The sequence below is a fragment of the Agathobaculum sp. Marseille-P7918 genome, from assembly GCF_964248325.1.
Taxonomy (GTDB): domain Bacteria; phylum Bacillota; class Clostridia; order Oscillospirales; family Butyricicoccaceae; genus Agathobaculum.
Genome location: NZ_CAXTXI010000001.1, coordinates 238929 through 257529, shown reverse-complemented (window position 1 = coordinate 257529; position 18601 = coordinate 238929). Strand labels below are relative to the sequence as shown.

The window sequence follows — 18601 nt, the reverse complement described above, 5'->3', positions numbered from 1 at the left end:
TCACACTACATATGGTGTGCTATAATGAAAGCCTACACCAAATAGCATGAGTGAGGAAAAATAATGGTTCGAGTAATTAAAAAAGATAATACAAAAGAGGCATTTAATATTCAAAAAGTGGTCATTGCGGTCAATAAGTCCGCAAATCGTGTGCTGTATACGTTTACCGATGAAGAGCTGCGGGCAATCTGCGATCACGTAGAGGGTTACATCCGTGACCATGGCATGAGCGAGGTACAGATTTGGCAGATGCACAACATCGTCGAAGCTGCGCTGGAATCTGTGCGCCCTGAGGTCGCCAAAAGCTACCGCGATTATCGCAACTACAAGCAGGACTTTGTCGGCATGCTGGACAGCGTGTACAAAAAGAGCCAGTCGATTATGTACATCGGCGATAAGGAGAACTCCAATACGGACTCTGCGCTCGTGTCCACCAAGCGCAGCCTGATTTTCAACCAGCTCAACAAGGAGCTATATCAGAAGTTCTTTATGAACACCGAGGAATTGCAGGCATGCCGAGACGGCTATATCTATGTCCATGATATGTCCGCACGCCGCGATACCATGAACTGCTGTCTGTTTGACGTACAGCATGTGCTGAAAGATGGCTTCGAAATGGGTAATCTGTGGTATAATGAACCTAAGACACTCAATGTTGCCTTTGACGTCATCGGCGACATCGTGCTGTCCGCGGCCAGCCAGCAATACGGCGGCTTTACTGTGCCGTCGGTCGACCTGCTGCTTGAGCCGTACGCCGAGCGCAGCTACAAGATGCTGACCGAAAAATACAGCCGTCTGGGTCTGGATGCCGAGACGGTCGAAAAAGAGGTCATGGCCGACATTCTGAACGACTTTGAGCAAGGTTTCCAGGGCTGGGAGTACAAGTTCAACACCGTTGCGTCCAGCCGCGGTGACTATCCGTTCATCACCATGACCATGGGCACCGGCACGGGTCGGTTTGCAAAGCTCGCGTCTATTACGATGCTGAACGTTCGCCGCAAGGGACAGGGCAAGAAGGGCCAGAAAAAGCCCGTACTGTTCCCTAAAATCGTGTTCCTGTACGATGAAAACCTGCATGGACCGGGCAAGGAACTAGAGGACGTGTTTGAGGCAGGCATCGAGTGCTCGTCCAAGGCGATGTATCCGGACTGGCTCAGCCTGACGGGCGAGGGCTATGTGCCTTCGATGTATAAGAAGTACGGTGCTATCATCAGTCCGATGGGTTGCCGTGCATTCCTGTCTCCGTGGTATGAGCGCGGCGGGATGAAGCCTGCAGATGAGGAGGACAAGCCGGTCTTTATCGGTCGGTGGAACATCGGTGCGGTGTCGCTGCACCTGCCGATGATTTATGCCAAGGCGCAGCAGGAAAACCGTGATTTCCACGAGGTGCTGGATTACTACCTCGAGCTGATTCGTCGCCTGCATATCCGCACCTATGCATACCTCGGTGAGATGCGTGCGTCCACCAATCCGCTGGCCTATTGTGAGGGCGGCTTCTACGGCGGTCATCTCAAGCCGTCGGACAAGATTAAGCCCATTATGAAAACCGCGACCGCGTCGTTCGGCATTACGGCGCTCAACGAATTGCAGGAGCTGTATAACGGCAAGTCGCTGGTTGAGGACGGACAGTTTGCGCTCGATACGCTCGAATACATCAACCAGAAGGTCAATCAGTTTAAGGAAGAGGACGGCAATTTGTACGCCATCTACGGCACACCGGCCGAGAGTCTGTGCGGCTTGCAGGTCGAGCAGTTCCGCCGCAAATACGGTATCATCGAGGGTGTGTCCGACCGTCCGTATGTCTCCAACAGCTTCCACTGTCACGTTACCGAGGACCTGACTCCCATTGAAAAGCAGGATTTGGAGGGCCGGTTCTGGAACCTGTGCAACGGCGGCAAGATTCAGTATGTCAAGTACCCCATCGACTACAATCTGGAGGCCATTCGCTCGCTGGTGCGCCGCGCGATGCGCATGGGCTTTTACGAAGGCGTCAATCTGTCGCTGGCGTACTGCGACGACTGCGGACATGAAGAGCTGTCGATGGACGTTTGTCCCAAGTGCGGCAGCCGCAATCTGACCAAGATTGACCGCATGAATGGATACCTGTCCTATTCGCGTGTCAAAGGCGATACGCGCTTGAACGACGCCAAAATGGCGGAGATTGCAGAAAGGAAAAGCATGTGATGCGCTATCACAACATAACCAAAGACGATATGCTCAACGGAGAGGGCCTGCGCGTCGTGCTGTGGGTGGCTGGCTGCGGACATGCTTGTCCGGGCTGCCATAATCCCGTGACGTGGGATGCGGACAGCGGCCTGCCGTTCGACAGCGACGCGGAGGACGAGCTGTTTGCGGAGCTTGGCAAAGATTATGTGTCGGGTGTGACGCTTTCGGGCGGCGATCCGCTGTTCCCGGCGAACCGCGCGGATGTGGGGGCGTTGTGCGCCCGCATCCGGCAGCGCTTTCCGGACAAGACCATCTGGCTGTATACCGGCTACACTTGGGAGGAAATTCAGGACCTGCCGCTGCTGGAAAACGTGGATGTGGTCGTGGACGGACGATTTGTGCAGGCGCAGGCGGATTCTCAGCTGCATTGGCGCGGCAGCGCCAACCAGCGCGTGATCGACGTTGGGCGTACCCGCGCGTCACAGGAAGTTGTTTTACTGTAAAAAGTATGGATAAGGAAGGCGGATATATCATGCAAAAGGTTGCAAAATTTCACAAGGTATCAGAACAGCAGTTTCTCACGGATTGGTGCAGCGCAACCGGAAGCAGCACGAGCGAGGCAAAAGCGGTCTATGAGAAGATTCGCCTGCCGCGTCGTGCGACGGTCGGCTCCGCAGGTTATGACTTTTTTGCACCGGAGACATTTTCTCTCGTGCCGCACGAAACCATCCTGATCCCGACTGGTATCCGTGTGGAAATCAAGGAGGGCTGGGTGCTGCAGCTCTATCCGCGTTCCGGATTGGGCTTTAAGTATTGCCTGCAAATGGACAATACGGTCGGTATCATTGACAGCGATTATTTCAATGCCAAAAATGGAGGGCATATCTTTGTCAAGATGACCAACCAGAACCGACAGGGCAGAAACCTCTCGGTTGCTGCGGGTGAAGGCTTTGCACAAGGCATCTTCCTGCCGTTCGGTATCACGCAGGATGACGATGCGGACGGATGCCGAGAGGGCGGATTCGGAAGCACGACAAAATAAGAAAAAGGCAGGATAGAGGAGGCTTTCATGAAAAGACTACATCCATCACAGGTTGGGAAAACCATCGGCTGTATCGCTCTGGCAGGCTGTCTGCTGTGCGCCAGCACGGTTCCCGCATATGCTGCAGCTCCGCTATATGGTACGGTTGCAGTCGCGCGCACAGCGCGTGCAGCAGAGCCGGGCGAATATTTGTATACGCAGCTTAATGACAACGAGAAGGCGGTCTATGATGCCATCGTTGACCAGATTGAGGAATTGACCCGCAACGACACGGACCCGTCGGGCGTACAGGTGACTATTCCAAAGGATTCCGGGTATTCCATTAGCGGCAAACCTGTTTTTGCCGTGTTCCGTGATCATCCCGAATTTTTCTGGGTGGACAGCTCAAAGCTGGTTTGGGCGGAAGGCAATCCCTCTATAGATGGGGATGGAAATGAAGTCTATGTGCTGTCATGCAAAACGCCCGGCGAATCCTTTTTCTATGATGGATTTACCACGGGTAATTTGCAGGATTACCGGGACAGGCTGAACGATAAAGTCGATGAAATTAAGCAAAACGTGCCTTCTACAGCGCTTGACGAGCTTGCAACACTCAAGTATCTCAACGACTGGATGGCCCAAAATAATGTATATAACGCGCAGGGACTTGGCGCCGGCAATTTTTCCCGCTGTGCGGCCAGCGGTCTCTTGAGCGATAACAACGCAGCCACCACAGGCGATGACCCAGTTTGCTATGGCTATGCGACAGCCATGAAAGTATTGCTCGATGCGTTCGGCATGGAAAATGCCTACATTGAGGGCTGGGCTTATAATACCAATAATCAGCCCAATGGTGAGCAGCATGCGTGGAATTATGTGAAGCTCAACGACGGTACCGGCCAGGAACAATGGTATGCGCTTGACCCGACTTGGGATGACCCCAGTGCTTCCACGCTTCCGGCGCGTCAGGTCTATTTTCTGGTTGGCAGCAATACGGTTACTGAAAAGAATCTGCCGGGTTTTGAGACCTTTGGGAAAAACCATGATTCTTCGACTGCGAAGTCTCCGGCCTATAAGGAGCATAAATTTACGTATCCGACGCTGGCTTCCGAGGCGCGCGACCCCAGTGCAAGCGGCGATGTAATGCTGGATAAGGGTGATGGAAACCCTACGGCATACGATACGCTGGATGCGGCCATGCAGAATGCCGAATCGGGCGATAGGGTGATTCTGCAAAATTCTGTGCAGGTGGACAGCACCATCACGCTGAAGGATGGCGTCACACTTGACCTAAATGGCCAGACCGGCGGCAACGTTTCCTCTCCTTGTGCAATTACGGGAACGACCGCACCGGTTTTTCGTATCGAAGCGGGCGATTCGGCTTCGATTATCAATTCGGGACGGTTTACGGCGGTCAAGCTGAGCGGTAGTGAGACAAAAGTAGTTGAAAACAATGGTTCCTTGACGTTGGGGGGCAATGTACAGTTTGCCAGTTCCACGCAGCCAATGGGTGGTTCTTCTGTTATTGCGGGCAATACGCCGCTCAAAGCACCTCATGTGCGCTATGTTGCCAGCGGAAAAATTGCAACCGCTTATCTGGTTGCCGAGCCGACCGCACCGGCAACGGGCAGCTTTGCTGCGCAGGATGGACAGACCGTGCAGGACCTGCTGAACGGGATGCAGCAGCCCACGGTAGTGATGCAGTTTTATGGGAATACCGGAAGCCTGGCCCCCGTTCCAGTCGGGGAATACAACTTGCAGTGGACACTGGCACAGTCCCCCAACAGTGGCAGTGCAACCAAACCGACCGACTCGCTGGAAAACGGTACCTATCGTTTTGAAGCGGTAGCATTTGACTATACCATCTCGTATGAGGTAGAGGTCAGCGGCTTGTCTGTTGCACCGCAGGAGATTTCTGCTGTTTCTCTGACCGATCTGGATGCTCCGATTGCCGGACAGCCGCTGGATACCACGGTAACTGTGGAGACTGCCGGTGTGACTGCATCCAGTGTTGCATGGTCGCCTAATGATAATGCGGCAGCGTTTGACATTGCTTATACAGCCAGTTTGACCTTGACGGCGGAATCCGGCTATGCCTTTGCATCTTCTGTTTCTGTTACCATCAATGGTCAACCGGCGCAGGTTAGCGCACAGCCGGATGGTACCCTGTCCGTGCGTATGACATTCCCGGCAACGTCTTCGCAGCCCATCCAGCTGCAATCTATCATTCCGCCTGCACCGATTACCGTGCCGAACGGCACGGCATTGGAGGGCTTGCCGCTGCCGAAGCAGGTTGATATCAAAACCAGCGACGGACAGACCCGCAAGGCTGATGTTGTATGGACACGTGTTCCGACCGACGGCACCAGCTACCAGCCGGAGCTGGCCGCCGAACAAATTTTCCGTTTGCAGGGAGAGGTCATACTGCCGGGCGGTGTGGAAGCGGGCGGTGTTCCGCTTACGGTTCAGATTGATGTGACCGTTTCCGCGGCGTCTTCGGTACCTCAGACCGCTGCGCCCACAGCGCAGCCTGCTCCCGGACGATATGAGACAAATCAGACGGTGGTATTGACATCTGCAACTTCTGATGCTGTTATCTATTACACGCTCGACGGCAGCGAACCGTCGGCGACAACCGGAATCCGATATACCGCGCCCATTGCGGTCAATGGTATTGCGGGACAATCGGTGAAAACGCGCATTCGAGCGGTTGCGGTTACAGCGGGCCTTCTGGACAGCGCGGCAGTCACGCTGGACTACGAAATTGCTCTGCCCGGCACTTCGGGTGGCGGATCCACTGGTGGTACGTCTTCGGGCGGCAGCAGTTCTTCCTCTGGTAATAAGACGGAAACCGTGACTCATCCGGACGGATCGACCACCACGACCATCACCAAAACGGATGGTTCGACTACCCAGACCACCAAGCATCCGGACGGTTCTCAGTCGGTTGTAGAGACCAAGAAGGACGGCACCACTACAACAACGGCAACCGACGCGGCAGGCAACAAGACCGAGACGGTTAAGACACCTGCCGGTGAAACAACCACTACGGTGAACAACAAGGATGGATCGGGCTCTGTGACAGTAACAAAACCGGATGGGCATACGTCCGGTAAAGTTACGCTGACCAGTCAGAGTACCGCGGACGCGGCACAAAAGGGCGGTATGGTCGCGCTGCCTATGCCTGCGGTTTCGGCGACTGCGAACCGTGCGAGCGCGCCTGTCGTGACAGTGAACCTGCCGGACAGCAGCACAGTTAAGGTGGAGCTTCCCGTCAAGGATGTAACGATGGGGACGGTAGCGGTTCTTATCAAGAGCGACGGCAGCGAACAGGTGATGATGCAGACGCAGCTGACGGAAAACGGCATTGCTGTTACAATAAAGGATGGCGACACTGTCCGTATTGTGAACAATACCAAGCAGTATACGGATGTGCCTGCAAGTTATTGGGGTGCAGCTGCGGTTGACTATGTAACCGGCAGGGAAATTTTTTCCGGCACCGGAGCGGCAACCTTTGCCCCAGAGGAGGCGATGGACCGCGCCATGATTGTCACGGTTCTGGCGCGTCTGGACGGCGTTGACACGTCGGTCGGCGCAAACTGGTATGACGCGGGCCGTCAGTGGGCTATGCAGAACGGCGTTTCAGACGGCTCGGATATGCAGGCGAGCTTGACCCGGGAACAACTGGCCGCCATGCTGTACCGCTATGCGGGTAGTCCGTCTGCCAACGGTGCGTTGGATGCGTATACCGATGGCGTACAGGTCAGCGCTTATGCGCGTGGGCGGTGCAGGAGGGCCTGCTGACCGGCACGACAAGCACCACTCTTGAACCGCAGGAGCAGGCCACTCGCGCACAGGTTGCGGCGATCCTGCAACGGTTTATCCAATCTATGGCATAACCGGAAAACGATACATGCCCACAAAAAGATGTCAAACTCCCGACGGGTTTTTTCCTGTTGGGAGTTTTTTATATATCTAAAAGGGATTATTTATAACCCTGTTGAAATGCCATTTGCAAAGATGCCGCAGCAAGGCATTTTCGTCACCGTTGTCTGCATAACCGGCATCATTATATCGGGTTCGTTCGGATTCTTTATGGATTGCTGCGGCAAGAAGAATTTGTGTATGTGTCACCTTTTTGCAGCACATCGCTTATACTGATGACAGGAGCGTGATGCGCAATGTTTTGTCGGGGTCAGGTCATCGGTCTGGTTTGCCTCTGTCTGGGCGTGGGCCTGCTGCTGGGCGGGCTGCTCTCGCTGTGCCTGCCGGTCTGGCTGCTTGCGCTGGCGCTGATCGCAGCAGGGTGGTTCCTGCTTCAGTGTTGACGGGAGGTGGACAGTATGATGAAGGTTGTTGTATGGAAGAGTCCGAAATATTTGCGAGGCATTTTGAGTAAGCTGTTTCATATTACCTGAGTGCAAAAGGCTGCAAAATGCATATGCGTCGGAGACGGGCGGTATGGCAAATGGCTGTGCCGTCCGTTTTTCTGTCAGAAAAAATCCAAATTTGCAAATTGTTCACAATTGAACGATTGACAGTGTTGACTGTTTTGCGTATGATGATAATAACAGGAATGCATGGAAAAGGAGGTGGACGATATGATATGGTGGGAAGAACGGTTTTTGCTGGAAGCTGCAAAAATGGAAAAGCTGTATTGGAGCTGCGTTAAGGAAGCGGCAAGCGGCTATCGTCTGACACCCAATGAGATTTCCGTGCTGCTGTTTTTGCGGCGCTATGCGCCGAAATGGGATACCGCAACCGATATGGTGCAGCAGCTTGGCATATCCAAGGCGTTGGTCGCACGCAGTGTGGATTGTCTGCACCGGCGCGGTTTGGTGCAGGGTGAGCGCGACGTTAACGACAGGCGCGTTGTGCATTTGCATCTGTGCGGAGAAGGAGTTACGATTGCGCAGCAGCTGTATCAGAGCGGCTGCCGCGTGTCGGAGCGGCTTCGTCGGGATGTGACGGAGGAAGAAATGCAGATGGTACATACTATTATGGACAAAATGCAGCGCAATCTGGACGAAGTACTCAGAGATATGGAAGGACAGGTGAAAGAATATGATTGAACCGGGCAAAGATTCCAAAACACCAAAGCGGCCGCTGATCTATTATTATGGAGTGACATTGCTGGTGTTGATGCTGCTCAATTGGCTGCTGGTGCCGATGCTGGCGCAGCGGCAGGTCGTCGAGGTGGGCTATAATGAGTTTGTAACCATGCTGGATGACGGCAAGGTGCAGACGGTGGCCTATGAACCGTCGGAGAGTCAGATTGTGTTTGAGGCAACCGATGAAAACGGTAAGACCGGTATCTACAAGACCGGCATCTTCCCCGATTCGGATTTGTACAGCCGGTTGGATAAGGCAGATGTGAATTTTGCGGCCGAAATTCCGACGCAGACTTCGCCGATGCTGACTATCCTGCTCAGCTATGCTCTGCCGATTATTCTGATTGTCGTGGTCGGCCAGTGGCTGAGCAAAAAGATGATGAAGAACATGGGCGGCAATGCGATGAGCTTCGGCAAGTCGGGAGCGAAAATCTATGCAGAAACCGAAACCGGCAAGACTTTCGCGGATGTAGCCGGACAGGACGAGGCCAAGGAAGCGCTGACCGAAATTGTGGATTTTCTGCACAACCCGAATAAATATGCCTCCATCGGCGCGAAGCTGCCCAAGGGCGCGCTTCTGGTCGGCCCTCCGGGCACCGGTAAGACGCTGCTGGCGAAGGCGGTAGCCGGTGAAGCACACGTTCCGTTTTTCTCGATTTCCGGTTCTGAATTTGTCGAAATGTTTGTTGGTATGGGCGCGGCAAAGGTGCGCGACCTGTTCAAGCAGGCAAGTGAAAAAGCACCGTGTATTGTATTCATCGACGAGATTGATACCATCGGTAAAAAGCGTGACGGCGGCGGCATGGGCGGTAATGACGAACGCGAGCAGACGCTCAACCAGCTGCTGACCGAGATGGACGGCTTTGACGGCACCAAGGGCGTGGTCATTCTGGCGGCAACCAACCGTCCGGAATCGCTCGACCCCGCGCTGCTGCGTCCCGGCCGGTTTGACCGGCGCATTCCGGTACAGCTGCCCGATTTGCAGGGCCGCATCGCGATTTTGAAGGTGCATGCCAAGGATGTTCATATGTCCGGAACCATTGATTTCAATGCGATTGCGCGTGCAACCTCGGGTGCGTCCGGCGCGGATTTGGCAAACATCATCAACGAAGCGGCGCTGCGCGCAGTGCGTCTGGGACGCAGTACGGTCGAACAGGCTGATTTGGAAGAGAGCGTGGAGACGGTCATCGCGGGTGCGCAGCGCAAGAATGCGGTGCTCAGTGCGAAGGAAAAGGAAATCGTGGCTTATCACGAAATCGGACATGCGTTGGTGGCAGCCAAGCAGTCCAATTCCGCACCGGTGACCAAAATCACAATTATACCGCGCACCTCTGGTGCGCTGGGCTACACCATGCAGGTGGATGAGGGCGAGCACAATTTGATGACGCGCGAGGAGCTGCTGAACAAGGTGACCACCCTGACCGGCGGCCGTGCAGCAGAGGAACTGATTTTCGGTTCGATAACCACCGGCGCATCCAACGATATTGAGCAGGCGACCAAGCTGACGCGGTCGATGATTACGCGGTACGGCATGAGTCGGAAATTTGATATGGTCGCGCTGGAAACTGTGACCAATCAGTATTTGTCCGGCGATACTTCGTTGGCCTGCTCGGCGCAGACCGCGGCGCAGATTGATGAGGAAGTCGTGCAGACCGTGAAAACCGCGCACGAAAAGGCGGTTGGCATTTTGCAGGAGAATATGGAGGCGCTGCACCGTCTGGCGCATCATCTGCTGGAAAAGGAAACAATAACAGGCGAGGAGTTTATGGATTTGCTGAACAAAACACAGAACGGGTAAAAAGTGGAGGCGGCTCTGATGAAAAACAAACCTGGAAGCATCCCGTGGATTTTAATTGGATTGTTTTTGTTGGTAATGGGCCTGTATTTTCTCATCCATCCTCAGGAAACGCTATTGTCGGTTGCTTGGATGTTCGGATTGACCATGCTGGTTTCCGGTGCGGCGGATTTGGTGGTGTATGCAGCACGCAAATGGGTATATGGGCTTTCCGGCTGGTTTCTGGCGGATGGCATCATTGATGTGCTACTCGGTGTTGTGTTTTTGTGTAATGGCTGGGTGGCGGTCGAAGTGCTGCCGTACGTGCTGGCTGTGTGGGCGGTTGGTTCCGGTATCGTCAAATGCGCGGGCGCGCTGGTTTACCGCAAAGGCGGTATGCCGTTTTGGGGCGTGCAGTTTGGCGTAGGCGTAGTCGTTTTGCTGTTCGGTGTGGCGGTTTTGCTGCATCCGATGATTGCCGTGGCAGCAATCTCGGCGGTGATTGCGATTCTGCTGATTACGCAGGGCCTGATGGCGCTGATGCGTGGTTTGTTCGCATCGTTTCCCAACCGATGACCCGCAAAGGGATTCAGACAAAGAGAGGGACGTTTTACGTCCCTCTCTTTTTGCATCTAGGTGGGTTATCAAGGAGAGCGGAGTATCTGCACCAAAGATAAATTTGGGAAAACTTATAGACGATATCGTCTATAACTGTTATAATATGAAATAGACGGAACCGTCCATATTTTACAATCTGCGTGCTGCAAGGCAGCAAGAAAGAACAGGAAGTGAGAAAATGACCCAAAAGGAGCGGCAGAAGAACAGCCGGAAGGAGATTTTGCAGGCGGCGCTCGATGAATTCGGCACATACGAGTATGCGCAGGTCACCGTTGATAATATCTGTGCACGGCACAACATTTCCAAGGGAATGCTGTATCACTATTATTCCGGTAAGGACGACCTGTTTTTGCTGTGCGTGGGGGATACGTTTGAAAAACTGTCCGAATTTGTGGCGCAAAATGAGTATCCACTGAAGGACCATTCCGCGCTGGAGAGTTTAACGGCATATTACCAGTGCCGGGAGCAGTTTTTTGCCGTACATCCAAGAAGGAGAAAGGTGATTGAAAGCGCGATGCTGCATCCGCCAGCGCATTTGGAAAGCAGACTGCGCGAATTGCGTGCTCCGGTTTGGCAGCGCAACCGGCAGTTTTGGCAGAGCGTGGTTCGGCAGTATCCACTGCGCGACGGATTGAAAGAAGAGAAGGTAATGCGATATCTGGAAAGCATTAACTATGCGTTTCAGACCATTTTGGAGCAGTATAACGAAGCGGGCAACGTGAAGGATGTCCATGATATCCTGCAAATTGCGTCCGAGATTTTGGATATGCTGCTGTTCGGCGTGATGCAGCCGAAAAAGGGGGAACAGATATGAGAAAGCTGGTGGCCTTTGGTCTAATGGCGATGCTGTTGCTCGGCAGTGCAGCGGCCGCGGATTGGCCATCGTGGGCCGTTGATGCACAGACTTGGGCGGTAGAACAGGGAATCAGCGAGTCTTTTTTGTCCGCACCGTCGATGGAATTGACGCGAGGACAGACTGTGCAGCTGTTATATGAAGTGGCGGGAAGTCCGACGGTTTCCGAAGAACTGCCGTTTACGGATGTGAGTAGTGCATATGCGGATGCGGTGACATGGGCCGCTGGACAGGGATATGTGCAAGGCACCGGCGATGGGAAATTCCGTCCGTCGGCATCAGTGACGCGGCAGGAGTTTGCCGCAATGCTGTACCGACAGGCAGAAAAACCTGCGGTATCCGGTCAGCAGCTGCATTACTTTTCCGATTGGTCGGAAATCGCGCAGTGGGCACAGGATTCCATGCTTTGGTGTGTGCAGCAGGGATTGCTGCAAGGAAAGTCGCAAGACCGGCTGGCGCCAACCGCACCCATCACAACGGCAGAGGCCGTTGTGATTATGCAGCGTGCGCAGGGCGATAGCGGGGGTGCGGAGAATACCGTGTATTTACGCGGAGACATTGACGCGGCTGCCGAACAAATGTCACAGCACTTACAACGTGCGCTGGCATCAGTGCAGCAGCCGTCGAAATTTGAGGTTTCGGCAGTTGAGACACAAGCAGAATGGGAGATAACCGCTAAGAATGTGTATTATGCGTTGCTGACAGAGTATCCGTCATACAAATATGCCTATGATATGCGTGTTACTCTGCAAGGAGATATCCTGCAATGTACCTTTTCCTATATGCCATACCGCAGCGGAGATTATCCGGCAGGCTTTCAGGGGGAGACAGTAGATAGTCTGCATGCGCTGGTTACACTGGCACGCGAAAACCTGTCACAGACATCGGTTAATATTCGCATCACCGATCCGTTGCTGACGGTGGACGATATGAATAACGCTTTGCAGCAGGTGGGCGGCGGCTACCTGTTGTGTCAGCTCAATCGCGACGGCACGGCCGTAACCTTCGCGCCGCAGAACAATATGACTAGGGAGGCGTGTTTGGCGCGGCTGGCAGAGATTGACCGTTTGGCGGATGAGTTGCTTGCAAGCTGCATCAGCGACGATATGGCAGCACGTGAAAAGGCGTTGGCGATTTATACTGCCATCACAGACCGAGTGCAATATGACCGGCGCTACTATACCGATTTGTCGTCTATGCCGTATGATTCGCAGACGGCGTATGGTGCGCTGCACGATAATCTGGCTATCTGCGGCGGCTATGCGCAGGCCATACAGGTATTGTTTGAAAAAGCAGGGATTCCTTGTCTGACGGTGCAAGGACGGATGCGGTCGGAGAACCACATGTGGAATATTGCGCAGATTGATGGGGAATGGGCGTATTACGACGCGACAAGCGACCGGGGGATGTCCAAATTTGGATTTGTGCATTTCGGCGTGTTGGCGGATGAGATGCAGGACTATGTGTGGGACAGGGAGTATGTGAAGCGGTTGACAGACTGCTGGTAAGAACAGAATTGGGGTATATGCGGCGATTGACCGTATAGATTTAAAAAAGCGATATGCTTCGTGGGGGAGCATATCGCTTTTTGTTAATGATGAAGGCAAAGGGATTGGTGCTATGGTGCACAAGTCGTATTGGGCGGCTGCATCGGCAAAACAAGTGTAACCTGTAAACCGGGCGTAGTATTGCTGAACAACGTGCTGCCGCCGTGCGCCTGCACAATTTGCTGCACCAGCGTCAACCCCAGTCCATGAGTGGGCAGTGTCTCGCGGTTTCCATGCCGTAGGCGTGCCAGCACGTCGGGGGGCAGACCAGTGCCGTTATCTGCGACAACGATGCGCCATACAGTTTGCTCGGCGGTCAGGCGCAGGTGTACCTGTACGGCAGCGCTATTGTGTGTGCTGCAGTTGCGCAGCAAATTTTCGACCGCACGCCGCAGCAGATGTTCGTCGCCCTGCGCAATAAGCGCATTGCATGCGGGTGGGATATCCACTGCAAGCGAGACTTGCGCGTCATCCAGTCCGTTGAGCCATTCGGCAGCCGCATCCCGCAGCATTTTGGCCGGAGAAAATGGCTGGAAGCGCAGCGGCTGCATTGCATATGCCAGCTTGGAGGTCAGGTTAAGGTCGCTGATGAGGCGGCTGATGCGCTGACTTTGCAGTCGGATACGTTCGGCACGCCGGCGCGCCTCCTCTGGCAATCGGGGATCGCTTTCCAATTGTGCGGCATTGCCCTGTACCAGTGACAGCGGTGTACGGATGTCGTGCGATATGCCGGCAATCCACTCGGTGCGGGTGCGGTCGCGACGGTTGAGAAGTGCCTGCTGCCGCAGCAAATGGGAGGAGGTTCGGTTGAGTCCGGCCGCCAGCTGGCCCAATACGCCTTTTTCGCTCAGCTCGACTGCCTCGCCGCAGGCAAGCGCTGCAATACCGGACGCAATGGGGGAGGCGGAACGATACATACGCCAGCCAAGGAATAGTGCCAGCAAAAGCGCAGCCAACAGATTGATGGTGAGCACGAGCGGCATCAGCCGGAACAATAATTCAAGCTGCGCTGTCGGCATCACGATATTGTATTTCCACTCGCTGCCCGGTGTACTGGCCAGGACCAGCAGGCCATCTGCATCTGACCAGGTGTGCACCGGATAATCTTCCAGATACCAACGGGAAAAGCTGGAAATATCGCCTGCGGAATAAGCTGTCGGCAGTGTTTTGGGCATACGGTCCTGCCAGACAACAGTACCGGCATCGTCCAGCAGCATTGCCCAGACGAAGTTTTCATCCAACCGTGCTTGTGCTTCGGCGGAAATCGAGCAGCTGCCGTCCAGCTGACGGGTGATGCCGTTTGCGATTTGTTCAATATAGTTGGTCGATGTTGGCTGTATCTCAGAGCTGCTCAGAACGAAATATACAAATACAACCAGATTCAGCAGTAGCAAAAAGATACCTACGCCAATTGCCGCAGATGTAAAGCGGAACAGGATGCGTCCTAGGCCCTTCATCGCACCTCCTCCTTTGCCAGCCGATAGCCCAGTCCGCGCACAGTCAGCAGCCAGCGAGGAGCGGACGGAGTATCCTCGATTTTTTCCCGCAGCCGCCGGATATGCACCATCAGCGTGTTTTCGTAACCGAAGCTGCCGTCTTCCCAGACAGCGCTGCAAAGCGCGTCGATGGTCACAATATTGCCGCGGTTGGCTGCTAATTTGCGCAGCAGGGCATATTCCTTGGCGGTGAGGGAGAATGTTTGCCCGCCGCGTGTGACCGTGCCGCTGCCCCAGTCCACAACGGTTTCTCCCATGCGCAGCACAACGGATGCTTCCTGCAAGCGGGTGGCATAGGCGCGCCGCAGTACGGCTTGCAGCCGCAAGACCAGTTCCTGCGGCAAAAACGGTTTGACAATATAGTCATCTGCGCCCAGCCCCAGTCCGTGCAGCCGATCCTCGTCCGCATCCCGCGCGGACAGGAATAAAATGGGTACATCGCGTTCGTGCCGCAGCGCGCGCATGAGGGAAAAACCGTCTCCGTCCGGCAGCATGACATCCAGCAATATTGCATCCGGGACAAAGGTGGAGAATTGCGCGCGTGCTGCTGCGCAGCTTTGCACGGTGCGCACTGCACAAAATCCTGCTTGGGTCAGCATTTCTGCAATCATATCGCATAGGGCTGTTTCATCATCGACCACCAGTATCTTACAGTCGTAAAGTGTTTCCATAGTAATCACCATGCTTATCATACCACAGCAAAACACCTTTCGGTGAAAATGTAAGGTAAAAGTAAGGCAGAATTCATCGGCCTGTAAGGCAGAGCATGCAAACTGTGGGATGAAAGGAAGTGCTTTGCGATGAATTATCTAATTGAAACACGGGGGCTTAGCAAGCGATATGGTGCGGCCATGCGTGTCAAAAACCTGCATATGGCAGTGCCGGAGGGGGCAATTTATGGCTTTCTCGGTCCGAACGGCGCGGGAAAGTCCACAACGCTCAAAATGCTGTTGGGGCTGGTGCATCCGACGAATGGGGAAATCACGGTATTCGGCCGCGCGATGAACGCCAAAAACCGACTGGAGATTTTACGGAATACGGGTTCGTTGATTGAGTCGCCGTCCTGCTATGGTCATCTGACGGGTGCGGAAAACTTACGTATTTTGCAGATGCTGCGCCGCGTACCGGAACGCGCGATTGAGGAAGCGCTGGCGCTGGTGCGGCTGGACGGACAAAAGGACAAGAAGGTTGCGCAGTATTCGCTGGGGATGAAGCAGCGGCTGGGGCTGGCAGCGGCACTGCTGACACATCCGCGCTTGCTGATTCTCGATGAGCCGACCAACGGACTGGACCCGGCGGGCATTCAGGAAATGCGTGAGCTGATTTGCGATTTACCGCGGCAGTTCGGCATGACGGTAGTGGTGTCCAGCCATCTGCTGAGCGAAATTGACCAGATGGCGACCCATGTCGGTATCATTGCGGATGGTGCGCTGGTTTATCAGGACACGATTGAACGGCTGCATGAAAAAAGCGAGCACCATCTCGCGCTGCGTACCAACCGGGATGATGCAGCGATGGAGGTGCTTGCAAAAAACGGTATTGCGTGCGAAGCGCGCGACGGTTTTGTGCTCCTGCCACCGCTGGAGGACGAGGCTGCGGCACACTGTGTCCGGCTGCTGACCGCAGCGCAGATTGGTGTCATACGGCTGGAAGAGCGCCGCAAAAATCTGGAGGATATTTTCCTGGACTTGACGGAGGGGGCGAACAGTCTGTGAAAACGCTTGCATTGGAGTTTTACAAATGCCGCCGCAGGTGGGTCTGGCTTGCGCCACTGGTCATGCTTGCAGCGCAGCTTGCATGGGGACTGTGGTCGTTCCGGAATATGAGCGAGGCCGAGCTGCAGGAGGGCTGGTGCAATATCCTGTACACCTTTCCGCTGCTCAACGCCATGATGACGCCGATTGTCGCGGCGATAGTGGCCTCTCGCATTGCGGATATCGAGCACAAGGGGCAGACGCTCAAGCTGCTTGAGACGGTGCAGACAGCAGGCAGCCTGTTCTGCGCTAAATTTCTGTGTTCGGTATGTTATATGGCGGCTTATTTGCTGTTGCAAACCGCAGTGATGGTGATATTCGGTGTGCTGCATGGGTTTGTAGGACCGCTGCCGACAGTAGAAATTGCGCTGTACTTTGTCGCGGTGCTGCTTGTCACAACCGTGCTGGTGCTGTTTCAGCTGATTCTGTCGCTGCTGATTCCCAATCAGATGATCGGGATGATTTTCGGGTTAATTGGCTCATTTGCCGGACTGTTTTCCCTGTTTTTTCCGACCGCCGTGCAGAAATGTATTCCGTGGGGGTATTATGGTGTACTGCATGTGGCAGCGATGGATTGGAATGAGCAGACCCGTGTCACCCACTATTACTTTACTTCGTTTGATATGCGGTCACTGTGTGTGGCCGCGGTATTTCTGGTCGTGCTGTACTGCATTGGCCGACGGCTGTTTGTGCGGAAGGAGGTTTGAGTGATGCTGTTTTGGTCAATTCGTGCGGAAATGCTGAAATTGCGCCGTTCGTGCATCTGGATTGCAGCGCTGGTGCTGCCGCTGCTTTCCGCAGTGTTTGGAACGCTCAATTATCTGGGTAACATTGCAATTTTACAGGATGCGTGGTATTCGCTTTGGACGCAGCACGCGTTGTTTTACTGCACGCTGTTTGCACCTGCACTTGTGGGAATCTACTGCGCCTATCTGTGCCGGTTGGAGCACTTGCACGGCAACTGGAATATGGTAATGACACAGCCGATTGCGGTGCATACGGTTGTACTGAGCAAGCTGGTCGTTGTATCGCTGCTCAGTGCGCTGACGCAGCTTTTGATTGGTGCATTGTTTGTCATCGGCGGGCTTGTTGCAGGTCTAACCGCTCCGCTGCCTGCGGCGCTGCCGCTATGGCTGCTGCGCGGTTGGTGGAGTTTGACCGTACAGGCTGCGCTGCTGCTTGCCGTGGCGCTGGTCATTCGCTCGTTTGCCGTGCCGGTAGGTGCAGGGCTGCTGGGTGGCTTTTGTGGTATTGCGGCGGTGGTGAAGGGTTATGGGGTATACTTTCCGTTTTCACTCCTGCCGCTGTCCATGTGTTCGCACCACCCGACCGAGCCGATGCAATGCAGCGGCAGAGCGTTTGTCGTCAGCTCTTGCGTTTTTATTCTGGTGGGCTACTGCTTTTGCGTGTATTGGCTGCGGATGCGCGATGTAAAAACTGGCTGACGGTTTTTGGGTACAGCCCTTAGGTAACTCACTCTTATAGCATATCGTGGCTGCAAAGCAGTTCAAATCGGTTGCGGTCGACACGGATCAAGCCGTCTTTCTGCATCTTGCTCAACTCGTTGGAGAGCGCACTACGGTCGACGTTCAGATAATCTGCGAGCTGTTGGCGGTTGAACGGAATGGTGAAGCTGCGGCTGCCGCAGCGCGTCGATTGAAATGAAAGATAGGACAGCAGCCGCCCGCGGATGGATTTGGATGCAGTGTGAAAAATTTTGCGCGACAGGTTTAAGTTTTTGCGCGCGGAAAGAAAGAGGAGGTTGCGGATGAGTCGGCTGTGATGTGCGCAGACCTGCGGACAGGTTTGCAGCACTCGTCCAACGTTGAGCAGCAGCACCTCGACAGCCTCTGCTGCAACTGCATCCACCATCAGCGGTTCGCCGGTGCAGGCGTAGGTTTCCGCAAAAATCTGGCCCGGAATCACATGGTCCAGCACGGTGGTGTTGCCCCAGAAATCGTTGTTTTGAATCAAAATGCTGCCCGTGAGGACAAGACCAAGCTCGGTAGTAATATCACCGGCACAGAAAATGCGTTCGCCTTTGCTGAATTTTCGCCGCTCTGCACCCAAACAGTGCAGCATTTCTTTTGCTTCGTCCGGTTGGATACCGCGAAACAGTGCGCTTTCCGATAAAATAGTGGTATTCAAAAAACATTCCTCCATTGTTGTTATAACAACATACTTGTTGTCTTGAGTATAGTATACTTCGCTTGTAACGTCAACAACCGTATGGATTGTATGATCCATGGTACATGTGGAGG

General features: G+C 54.3%; 17 protein-coding genes. 14 read left to right on the top strand and 3 right to left on the bottom strand.

Going from position 1 to position 18601, the window contains the following annotated elements:
* Nucleotides 1–63 precede the first annotated feature (63 nt).
* The 11 genes from nrdD to ACESSO_RS01145 all read left to right on the top strand — a co-directional run bounded on the left by nrdD (nt 64) and on the right by ACESSO_RS01145 (nt 13051).
* A complete protein-coding gene (nrdD, locus tag ACESSO_RS01195) occupies nt 64–2184 on the top strand; it encodes an anaerobic ribonucleoside-triphosphate reductase (protein ID WP_373163221.1) in 2121 nt (706 codons plus the stop codon).
* Nucleotides 2184–2669, top strand: coding sequence for an anaerobic ribonucleoside-triphosphate reductase activating protein (gene nrdG / locus ACESSO_RS01190; RefSeq protein ID WP_373163614.1), 486 nt, complete (start codon nt 2184–2186; stop codon nt 2667–2669). The genes nrdD and nrdG overlap by 1 nt, the downstream gene beginning before the upstream one ends.
* A gap of 29 nt (nt 2670–2698) precedes the next feature.
* Nucleotides 2699–3208, top strand: a complete 510-nt coding sequence (locus ACESSO_RS01185) for a deoxyuridine 5'-triphosphate nucleotidohydrolase (protein ID WP_373163220.1) — start codon at nt 2699–2701, stop codon at nt 3206–3208.
* Between the two features lie 27 nt (nt 3209–3235).
* Nucleotides 3236–6991, top strand: coding sequence for a chitobiase/beta-hexosaminidase C-terminal domain-containing protein (locus ACESSO_RS01180; RefSeq protein WP_373163218.1), 3756 nt, complete (start codon nt 3236–3238; stop codon nt 6989–6991).
* Nucleotides 6973–7086 (top strand): S-layer homology domain-containing protein, encoded by a 114-nt coding sequence (locus ACESSO_RS01175; protein WP_373163217.1) that lies wholly within the window; start codon nt 6973–6975, stop codon nt 7084–7086. The genes ACESSO_RS01180 and ACESSO_RS01175 overlap by 19 nt, the downstream gene beginning before the upstream one ends.
* 282 nt (nt 7087–7368) lie before the next feature.
* Nucleotides 7369–7515: a hypothetical protein gene (locus tag ACESSO_RS01170; protein WP_302664904.1), complete on the top strand. Its 147-nt coding sequence runs from the start codon at nt 7369–7371 to the stop codon at nt 7513–7515.
* Nucleotides 7516–7788: 273 nt separating this feature from the next.
* The gene (locus tag ACESSO_RS01165) at nt 7789–8259 is read left to right on the top strand and encodes a MarR family winged helix-turn-helix transcriptional regulator (protein WP_373163216.1); all 471 of its coding nucleotides are present in this window, start codon (nt 7789–7791) and stop codon (nt 8257–8259) included.
* On the top strand, nt 8252–10096 hold the full coding sequence (gene ftsH, locus ACESSO_RS01160) for an ATP-dependent zinc metalloprotease FtsH (RefSeq protein WP_373163215.1): 1845 nt from the start codon (nt 8252–8254) through the stop codon (nt 10094–10096). The genes ACESSO_RS01165 and ftsH overlap by 8 nt, the downstream gene beginning before the upstream one ends.
* 18 nt (nt 10097–10114) lie before the next feature.
* Nucleotides 10115–10648 carry an HdeD family acid-resistance protein gene (locus tag ACESSO_RS01155; RefSeq protein ID WP_373163214.1) on the top strand — a complete coding sequence of 178 codons (534 nt, stop codon included), beginning with the start codon at nt 10115–10117 and terminating at the stop codon, nt 10646–10648.
* A 220-nt stretch (nt 10649–10868) separates the two neighbouring features.
* Nucleotides 10869–11504 carry a TetR/AcrR family transcriptional regulator gene (locus ACESSO_RS01150; RefSeq protein WP_373163213.1) on the top strand — a complete coding sequence of 212 codons (636 nt, stop codon included), beginning with the start codon at nt 10869–10871 and terminating at the stop codon, nt 11502–11504.
* The gene (locus ACESSO_RS01145; RefSeq protein WP_373163212.1) at nt 11501–13051 is read left to right on the top strand and encodes an S-layer homology domain-containing protein; all 1551 of its coding nucleotides are present in this window, start codon (nt 11501–11503) and stop codon (nt 13049–13051) included. The genes ACESSO_RS01150 and ACESSO_RS01145 overlap by 4 nt, the downstream gene beginning before the upstream one ends.
* Before the next feature lie 110 nt (nt 13052–13161).
* On the opposite strand, the gene ACESSO_RS01140 is transcribed toward ACESSO_RS01145, so the two are convergent.
* Together ACESSO_RS01140 and ACESSO_RS01135 are read right to left on the bottom strand one after the other, a co-directional pair.
* Nucleotides 13162–14547, bottom strand: a complete 1386-nt coding sequence (locus ACESSO_RS01140) for a sensor histidine kinase (RefSeq protein ID WP_373163211.1) — start codon at nt 14545–14547, stop codon at nt 13162–13164.
* Complete coding sequence (locus tag ACESSO_RS01135) at nt 14544–15257, bottom strand: response regulator transcription factor (protein ID WP_373163613.1); 714 nt, start codon at nt 15255–15257, stop codon at nt 14544–14546. The genes ACESSO_RS01140 and ACESSO_RS01135 overlap by 4 nt, the downstream gene beginning before the upstream one ends.
* A gap of 129 nt (nt 15258–15386) precedes the next feature.
* On the opposite strand from ACESSO_RS01135, the gene ACESSO_RS01130 reads away from it, so the two are divergent.
* From ACESSO_RS01130 to ACESSO_RS01120, 3 genes are read left to right on the top strand one after another with little or no spacing between them, the layout of a single operon-like run.
* A complete protein-coding gene (locus ACESSO_RS01130; RefSeq protein WP_373163210.1) occupies nt 15387–16301 on the top strand; it encodes an ABC transporter ATP-binding protein in 915 nt (304 codons plus the stop codon).
* On the top strand, nt 16298–17047 hold the full coding sequence (locus tag ACESSO_RS01125; RefSeq protein ID WP_373163209.1) for an ABC transporter permease: 750 nt from the start codon (nt 16298–16300) through the stop codon (nt 17045–17047). The genes ACESSO_RS01130 and ACESSO_RS01125 overlap by 4 nt, the downstream gene beginning before the upstream one ends.
* A gap of 3 nt (nt 17048–17050) precedes the next feature.
* Nucleotides 17051–17785: an ABC transporter permease gene (locus ACESSO_RS01120; protein ID WP_373163208.1), complete on the top strand. Its 735-nt coding sequence runs from the start codon at nt 17051–17053 to the stop codon at nt 17783–17785.
* Between the two features lie 34 nt (nt 17786–17819).
* On the opposite strand, the gene ACESSO_RS01115 is transcribed toward ACESSO_RS01120, so the two are convergent.
* Nucleotides 17820–18488 carry a Crp/Fnr family transcriptional regulator gene (locus ACESSO_RS01115; RefSeq protein WP_373163207.1) on the bottom strand — a complete coding sequence of 223 codons (669 nt, stop codon included), beginning with the start codon at nt 18486–18488 and terminating at the stop codon, nt 17820–17822.
* Between the last annotated feature and the right edge of the window lie 113 nt (nt 18489–18601).